This is a genomic window from Streptosporangium minutum (assembly GCF_002149035.1).
In the GTDB taxonomy this organism is placed as follows: domain Bacteria; phylum Actinomycetota; class Actinomycetes; order Streptosporangiales; family Streptosporangiaceae; genus Streptosporangium; species Streptosporangium minutum.
Map to the genome: position 1 here is coordinate 1 of NZ_NGFP01000364.1, position 7,343 is coordinate 7,343.

Here is a 7,343-nt window from a genome sequence, read left to right on the forward strand (position 1 = left end):
GTCCCAGGCCGCCACCGGCCCCAGCACCCCGAACACGACCTGCACCCCTTGCCCCCTTTCCGGGGCATCGCCCCCGGCCACGATATAGCGCGCTCATCCGATGCTCATCCACGCCCGGCAGGCTGAAGACACCTGCTCACCTACCGAAAGGGCGCAACCATGACGCCTGCCATCGCCGGCTTCGACTACCGGCGCGTCCTCGTCGCCGACGGCGTGTCCCTGAACGCGGCCGTCGCGGGTTCGGGCACGCCGATCGTGCTGCTGCACGGCTTCCCGCAGACCCACCTGATGTGGCGGCATGTCGCGGCCGACCTCGCGGCCGACCACACCGTGATCTGCCCCGACCTGCGCGGCTACGGCGCCAGCGACAAACCCGCCGAGAGCGGCGGCGCCACCTACGCCAAGCGCACCATGGCCGCCGACATCGTCGCCCTGGCCCGCGCGCTGGGGCATGAGCGCTTCGCGCTGGCCGGCCACGACCGCGGTGCCCTGGTCGCCTTCCGTGCCGCACTCGACCACCCTGAGACGATCACCCATCTGGCCGCCCTGGACGTGCTGCCGACCCTGGACATGTGGGAGGTGATGCGCGGCACCAGCGCCGCCGTCGGCTTCCACCTCTACCTGATGGCCCAGCCCCCGGGCCTGCCCGAGCAGATGATCGCCGCCTGCCCGGACGCCTTCTTCGGCCACTTCCTCGACATCTGGACCAACGACCCGCGGGCGATCCCCGCCGATGTCCGCGCCGCCTACCTGGACGCCTGCCGCGACGCGGTGCCCTCGATCGTGGCCGACTACCGCGCCTCCGCCGGAATCGACGTCGACCACGACCGGGCCGACCGGGACGCCGGCCACCGGCTGCGGATGCCCGTCACCGTGCTCCAGCAGGACTGGGGCGCCGCCCTCGGCTTCGACGCGGCGGCGCTGTGGAGCGCCTGGGCCCCCGACCTGCGGCACGGCACCGTCACCTGCGGTCACTTCATGGCCGAGGAAGCCCCCGCCGACATCGCCAGGACCCTCCGGGACCTGCTCGCCCGCTGAACGGCCGCCGCGCGACGACGGCGGGGACGGGGACGCCGATGGCCGAGGCTCCTTCGATCCGCTCGTGTGAGGGCCACGGGTGATGCGCCTTCCCTCGGCCCCTCGGCACGGAGATCACATCAGGTCGCCGAGCTGGGGCTTCTCATGCGGGGCCCCCTTGAGCTCGTGGAAACCGGGGATGCCGGCCACCAGCAGCGTCCCGTCCCACAGGCGCCCGGCCTGCTCGCCCGTGGGGGCCCGGGAGATGACCGGGCCGAAGAACACCACGCGCTCGCCGCCGGCCCCGGTGACGGCGACCACCGGGGTGCCGACATGGTCGCCGATCAGGCCGATGCCCTCGGCGTGCGAGGCGCGCACCGCCTCGTCGTAGGCCGTCGACGTGCCGGCCTCGGCCAGCTCGAGCGGCAGCCCGGCGGCGGCCAGCGCGTCATGAAGGGAACCGATCCACTCCTGTTCGCCGCGATCGTGCCCGCAGGTCCACATCGCGGTGTACAACCGCCCGAGCGCCTCCTGCCCGTACTCCTGCTGCACGGCGGCGCAGACGCGCACGGGCACCCACAGGTAGCCCTCGGGGTCGCCTTCGGGATCGTCGTCGCGGCCCTCGTTGAGCACCGACAGGCTCATCACCCGCCAGCGCACCTCGACCGGCCGGACCTTCTCCACCTCCAGCAGCCACCGGGAGGTGACCCAGGTGTAGGGGCAGGAGGGATCGAACCAGAAGTCCGCGATCATCTTCTCGGTCATCACTGTCTCCTAAGTTCCTTAAGGCCTGTACGGAGTTGAGATCAGAGGGATCTGCCCGCCTGCGGACTGCAATATGGGGCCGGGCTCGACGAGCTGGTCGTGACCACGATGGATGGCGCGGTGGTGGAGAAGAAAGCGCCGCTGCCCGAGCGCTGGTTACGCGGCTTCGCCGAGGTGCAGGTCATCGCCTCGGGCATGGACGAGGAGGTCTTGCTCAGGAAAGATCGACGGCGAAGCCGGAGGTGGCGATGCCGATCTCGCCGTCGTATTCGGCCGCGGCGGCGGCTTGCGCGGCCGTGGCGTCCGTGCCTGGCTGCAGATGGGTCAGTAACAGGTGCCGGACGTCGGCTCCCCTGGCTTGTCGGCCTGCCTGGCGAGCGCTCGACAGGTGGTGCCGTGAATCCTCCGGGACCCGGTCCACATAAGTGGCCTCGGCCAGAAGCAGGTCGGCGCCGCGCGCCAGGTTCACCACCTCGGGGCTCGGGCCGGTGTCACCGGTGTACGCGAGCACTCGCTCGCCTGCGGTCAGCCGTATGCCGGCATTGGGCACCCAGTGCGGCAGCAGACGGGTCCTCGCGCGAAACGGGCCGATGTCGAGCCGGTCACCGGCGGTGAACTCGTGCAGGACATAGGCGTCGGCCAGCATCCCCGGGCGGTCCAGCGCGAGTACCGCGTCCAGGGCGCCGGGCAGCGAGTACACCGGCAGCGGTGCCGGCGGGTCATCACGCAATGCACGCGCCCGCAACAGCGGGTTCAGGTCGGCGCAGTGATCGGGGTGTCCGTGACTGACGAACACCGCGTCGACCTGATCGGCGGTGATCCGTTCCAGCAGCCGCGGCACCGTCGCATAGCCAGGGTCGACGAGCAGCCTGAACCCATCGTGCTCCACCAGGTAACCACTGCAGGCCTGGCCCGCCCCCGGCCACGCACCGCATCCGCCAAGGATCGTCAGCAACATTCATGAACTCTAACTTGGGGCTTCACGGTGAATATCGCCAACCTTGATCGTTTACACGATAAAAGTGCCTTTGAAATGGGATGATCAAACTTGTCTAAATTTCCGTCCACGTCAGCTCAAGAGGTACTTTTCACGCTTCGCAGCCGATCCGCCGACCGAGAAAGGACGCCCACGGGCTCGTGGAACCCCGCCCTCCTGGCATGACGACCGGGCCACCACGCTGATCAGGACGCGAAATCAACCCTCAGCCGAATACCCCAGCCGACCACACGAAGATCGTGAAAGATCGAGGCCAAGACCGTGACTCATTTGGCCGTCAGTCGTTGACCGTTCGTGGATGCGTTCCTTCAACGACTGGTGCCCGATGAGTTGTGGAAGTTGTTTCAGCTGAGTCACGGTCTAAGCCCGCAGGCGGTAGTGGTAACCGTGCGACTTCGTGAAACCCAGACCCTCGTAGAGCGCGCGGGCTGGGAGGTTGTCCTCTTCGACCTGGAGGTAGAGACGGGATGCGCCCTGCTCTTCCGACCAGCGGGCGGCGGCTGCCAAGACGGCCCTCGCGACGCCCTTGCGCCGGTGGCCGGGATGGGTGGCCATGCAGAAGATGCCCGTCCAGCCGTCCTCCGTGACCGCCATTGCCAGGCCGATGCCGTCCTTGGCGAGCAGCACCGCCTTGGACGCGATGCGGCCGATGACGCTCATGCCGTCGGCGCTGCCGGTGACTGCCTCGAACAGCGCGGCCCGGCGGGCCTGGTCGTCCACGTACTCGACCTCGCCGGGGTCCCCGGCCATGGCTGTCACGGCCTCCGTACCGGCGGTCATGACGAGCGTTCTGCCGGCCACGGCGTAACCACGGGCGGCCAGGAGCGCGTCGAGTTCCTGATGATGCTCCGCGGGACTTACCTGGACGGTCACCGGGACCGCTCGTTCCGCGTAGAAGGCCTCCAGCGCCGGGATGGACGGGGTGGCGCCGGTCAGCGGGAGCGCCGAGTTGGAGCGCTTGCGGCTCACGCCGGGCGTGTGGCGCAGGAGCCAGCCGTCGCGCTTCTCGAAGTGCCGGGCAGGCCAGGCGTTGGCGGCGCGCCGTTCGATCTGCCACGGACCCGATGCGTCGCACAGCCGGACGAGTTCGGGGACCAGGCGTCTCAGCATCTCCTCGTCCCGTGGGTCTGACGGCGCGTACTCCGTGATGCCCACGCCGGCAATCTCGTGCCGAGCGGCCAGAGTGGCGATTGCCTCGGTCAGTGCCTGGGCGGACAAACCTCCGGGTTCCGGGTAGCCGACCGAGGTGATGCCGTCCAGGACATCGAGATCCACGTGGATGTACAGGACCGCGCTGTCGCCTATGGCGGACAGGCCACCGATGCCCGTCTCCCGGATGTAGTCGACCTCCGCCGGATCCAGTGAGCGCGTTCCGGCCAGGACCACCTGGTCCGGGCGCAGCGCGGGCGAGGGCACCAGGTCGTGGGGGCCTTCGCCCTGGAGCGTGCGAAGGATCATGCCGTGGAAGGCCCCCGACGGGGACGTGGCCGGGGTGTTCATGTCGCCATGGGCGTCGAACCAGACGACGTTCAGGCGGTCGCCGTACCGGCGCAACGCGGCCGCGACCGGTTCGAGTTCGACACCGCAGTCTCCACCTACCGTGACGGTGAAGCCGTCCTGCGGGAGCACTCGCCGGACCCGAGCGGCGGTCTCGGCAAGGGTGTCGCCGGTGCCCACTCGGACATGCCGGGCCTGGGGCACCATGGCGGCCAGCCGAGAGGCGCCTTCGACTAGTTTGGGCGCTGTGGGCGACAGCGACCCCTGCCACTGGGGTATCTCGACAACGGTCAGCATCCTGTCCCTCCTCGCATCGGTCGGTGGTCAGGCGACAGTGTCGCCTGGTTCAATTGACAACGTCCACTTAGTGTTTTTGAGCCGACCTATAAGGTTTCCTTGATGTTGGAGCCCACCAGGCTCCGCCTGCTGCGCGAGTTCGCCGAGCACGGCACGATGACCGCCGTAGGTGAGGTCTGCGGCATGACCTCGTCCGCCGTGTCGCAACAGCTCGCCACTTTGGAACGCGAGGCCAAGGTGGCGTTGTTCGAACGCGCGGGGCGCCGCGTCCGCCTCACGGCCGAAGGACAGCGCCTCGTCCGGCACGCGAACATCGTCCTGAACGCGCTGGACGCCGCGGAGGAAGACCTCCGCGCGGCCTCGACCCCACGGGGACCCGTCCGGGTGGCCTGTTTCGCCACGGCCGCTGTCCACCGGCTGCTGCCGGCGATCGCCACCGCCAGGACCCGCCATCCGGAGTTGCACGTGGTCGTCTACGAACTCGAACCCCACGAGGCGGTCGAGGCGCTTCGCGACGGCAACTGCGACCTCGCGGTCGCCTTCACTTACAACCTCATCCCCGAGGACGGGCCACCCGGAATCTCCCGACGGCTCCTGGGTGTCGAGCCCATCCTGATCGCCCTTCCCACCGGCCATCCGGCCGCGACCCACGAGGTGGATCTGCGCCTCCTACGTGAGGAGCAGTGGATAGCCGGCTCTCAAGGCACCACCAACCACGAGATGCTCGACCGCGCCTGCGCCCTGTCGGCGGCTAGTCGCCCGGACCGCAGAGATTGAGTACGGGGGCCGCCCGTGTCTCAGCAAGAGTCTCGAATCCCCCGGCTAGTGATCTTGACCACCGGTGCCGCACGGGCGTTTCCCGGGCAGAGCTGCCGTCGAACGTCGAAGGCCGCGCTCGAAGGACTCACCCGATCCACCGTCGAAGCCCGGGAAGCCCCCGGCCGATCGCGGGCATGATCCTGATCGGCCTGGCGAGCTTCGGCGGCATGACGGCGGTATACCTCACCGCGGGCCGGAAGGCGAAGGAGAACGCCGCGAGCCGGAAGGCCCGTGAGGAGGCCCTCCACTCGGGTCCGTACGATGAGCCCTGAAGTCGGCGGCGGCGGCCCGGCGCGTCCGGTATCGAGGAGATCCCGCGTTGGTCCGGACGGCGCCGCCACTACCGGCGCAGATCCCAGTCATGGTCTCAACGTGTCACCGGAGTACTGGACGGTGTCGTCGGAGCGGCGGCTTCCGGCGGCGGGGAGTGTTCCCACGACCTGGTCACGACCGTGGGTCAGGCCCTGGACGGAGCCACTACGCCTGCGGTTCCAGCGCGACGAGTGTCTGGCGTAGCCATTCCAGCTCCGTCCGCGTGGTCGCCGTCGCGATGGTGAACAACCCCTGCCGGAACGGGTCGTCGAAGTCGGCGGCGCGGAGGGGCCGGCCCTCGTCCCAGAAGAAGCTCGCCGGCTGGGTGAGAAAACGCAGCCTGCGGCGTAGCACCGCCGCCTGCTGGGCCGGATCGTCCAAGTGGCGCAGAAAGGCCAGCAGGGTGAACCAGCGGTTCTCGTCGGTGACGAACAGCTCATCGGGTTCGCGTAGCCGGTTCAGCAGATCCTGCTTGCCCTCCGCGGTCAGCGACAGCATATGCCGGGGGGCCGCGACCTGGCCGGGCTGCAGCTCGCGGTGCAACAGCCCCGCCGCCTCCATGCGCTTGAGCAGCGGATAGAGCGTGCCGTCGGCGATGGGTCGCACGTGCCCGGTCAGGGCCGCGATACGTCTTCGCAGGTCATAGCCGTGCAACTGTGCGTCGTAGAGGAATCCGAGGACGGCCAGCTCCAACATGGCTTCAGAATACTATGTTGACAGGATATATCGAGTTCGAGGTATCTTCCGGGTCATGCACAGCGCACAGGTCCTTTCCGACGGCTCCTGCATTCGCTGGGTCGAGATACCCGGCGTCGAGCCCGCCCTCGTCTTCGTTCACGGGCTCGGCGCCAGCTCTGCCCCCTACTTCGCCCCGGCAACGGCGCACCCGGCCCTCGCCGGGCGCCGGACCCTCATGATCGACATGCTGGGCTTCGGGATCAGTGACCGTCCCGCCGGACTGGCCTACACCCTGGAAGAGCACGCCGACGCCCTGGCCGCCGCGCTGGACCAGGCCGCGGTGGGCGCGGCGGATGTCGTCGCACACAGCATGGGCGGCGCGGTCGCCGTCACGCTGGCCACCCGCCATCCGCACCTGGTCGGACGGCTGGTCCTGGTCGACGCCAACCTTGACCCCCTGCCACCACCGCAGGCCAAGCGGCCGGGCAGCTCCGGCATCGCCGTCTACCGCACAGAGCAGGAGTTCCTCGACCACGGCTGGAACGAGACCATGGACTTCATCGGCCCGTTCTGGGCGGCGACGATGCGTCTGGCCGGGCCCGAGGCGCTCTATCGCAGTGCGACGAATCTCCTGCGCGGCACCGTTCCGACGATGCGGGAGAACCTGGAGAAGCTGCCGATCCCGCGGACCTTCCTCTATCCGGCCGGAGACGGCCCGCGCGCCGACGCCGAAAGCCTCACCGCCTCCGGGGTCTCCATCGTGGGCATCCCCGACTGCGGGCACAACATCATGGTGGACAATCCCGACGGGTTCGCCAAGGCCGTCGCCGAGGCGCTGAACGAACGATCGGTGGCATGCCCAGCCGCCCCGGCGGCGCCAGGGCCTGTACGGGGTTGAGATCATGAACTCTGAGGGTGCTTCGCCTGCGCGACGGCCTTCAAGGTCCGCCTGCCCGCCGGC

The 7,343-nt window shown here is 69.1% G+C and carries 8 protein-coding genes; 4 read left to right on the forward strand and 4 right to left on the reverse strand.

Going from position 1 to position 7,343, the window contains the following annotated elements; translation table 11 throughout:
• Window positions 1-159: 159 nt before the first annotated feature.
• The gene (locus CA984_RS41425) at window positions 160-1,038 is read left to right on the forward strand and encodes an alpha/beta fold hydrolase (RefSeq protein ID WP_086578802.1); all 879 of its coding nucleotides are present in this window, start codon (window positions 160-162) and stop codon (window positions 1,036-1,038) included.
• A 114-nt stretch (window positions 1,039-1,152) separates the two neighbouring features.
• Here the strand turns inward: CA984_RS41425 and CA984_RS41430 are convergent, their stop codons facing one another.
• The 3 genes from CA984_RS41430 to CA984_RS41440 form a co-directional block, all read right to left on the reverse strand.
• Window positions 1,153-1,782, reverse strand: a complete 630-nt coding sequence (locus CA984_RS41430) for a DsbA family protein (RefSeq protein ID WP_086578803.1) — start codon at window positions 1,780-1,782, stop codon at window positions 1,153-1,155.
• Window positions 1,783-1,996: 214 nt separating this feature from the next.
• Window positions 1,997-2,740, reverse strand: a complete 744-nt coding sequence (locus tag CA984_RS41435; protein WP_086578804.1) for an MBL fold metallo-hydrolase — start codon at window positions 2,738-2,740, stop codon at window positions 1,997-1,999.
• A 399-nt stretch (window positions 2,741-3,139) separates the two neighbouring features.
• Window positions 3,140-4,573, reverse strand: coding sequence for a GNAT family N-acetyltransferase (locus tag CA984_RS41440; RefSeq protein ID WP_086578805.1), 1,434 nt, complete (start codon window positions 4,571-4,573; stop codon window positions 3,140-3,142).
• Between the two features lie 102 nt (window positions 4,574-4,675).
• Between CA984_RS41440 and CA984_RS41445 the strand changes: the two genes are divergently transcribed.
• Window positions 4,676-5,350: a LysR family transcriptional regulator gene (locus CA984_RS41445; RefSeq protein WP_086578806.1), complete on the forward strand. Its 675-nt coding sequence runs from the start codon at window positions 4,676-4,678 to the stop codon at window positions 5,348-5,350.
• Between the two features lie 176 nt (window positions 5,351-5,526).
• Window positions 5,527-5,664 (forward strand): hypothetical protein, encoded by a 138-nt coding sequence (locus CA984_RS46800; RefSeq protein ID WP_165781614.1) that lies wholly within the window; start codon window positions 5,527-5,529, stop codon window positions 5,662-5,664.
• Between the two features lie 205 nt (window positions 5,665-5,869).
• Here CA984_RS46800 and CA984_RS41450 read toward each other — a convergent pair whose 3' ends face one another.
• A complete protein-coding gene (locus tag CA984_RS41450) occupies window positions 5,870-6,400 on the reverse strand; it encodes a PadR family transcriptional regulator (RefSeq protein ID WP_086578807.1) in 531 nt (176 codons plus the stop codon).
• Window positions 6,401-6,455: 55 nt separating this feature from the next.
• Between CA984_RS41450 and CA984_RS41455 the strand changes: the two genes are divergently transcribed.
• Complete coding sequence (locus tag CA984_RS41455; RefSeq protein WP_086578808.1) at window positions 6,456-7,280, forward strand: alpha/beta fold hydrolase; 825 nt, start codon at window positions 6,456-6,458, stop codon at window positions 7,278-7,280.
• Window positions 7,281-7,343: the final 63 nt, after the last annotated feature.

Bases quoted from the DNA above. Each gene is read 5' to 3' on its own strand.
- CA984_RS41425 (WP_086578802.1), top strand. From the start codon at position 160: ATGACGCCTGCCATCGCCGGCTTCGACTACCGGCGCGTCCTCGTCGCC.
- CA984_RS41430 (WP_086578803.1), bottom strand. From the start codon at position 1,782: ATGACCGAGAAGATGATCGCGGACTTCTGGTTCGATCCCTCCTGCCCC.
- CA984_RS41435 (WP_086578804.1), bottom strand. From the start codon at position 2,740: ATGTTGCTGACGATCCTTGGCGGATGCGGTGCGTGGCCGGGGGCGGGC.
- CA984_RS41440 (WP_086578805.1), bottom strand. From the start codon at position 4,573: ATGCTGACCGTTGTCGAGATACCCCAGTGGCAGGGGTCGCTGTCGCCC.
- CA984_RS41445 (WP_086578806.1), top strand. From the start codon at position 4,676: ATGTTGGAGCCCACCAGGCTCCGCCTGCTGCGCGAGTTCGCCGAGCAC.
- CA984_RS46800 (WP_165781614.1), top strand. From the start codon at position 5,527: ATGATCCTGATCGGCCTGGCGAGCTTCGGCGGCATGACGGCGGTATAC.
- CA984_RS41450 (WP_086578807.1), bottom strand. From the start codon at position 6,400: ATGTTGGAGCTGGCCGTCCTCGGATTCCTCTACGACGCACAGTTGCAC.
- CA984_RS41455 (WP_086578808.1), top strand. From the start codon at position 6,456: ATGCACAGCGCACAGGTCCTTTCCGACGGCTCCTGCATTCGCTGGGTC.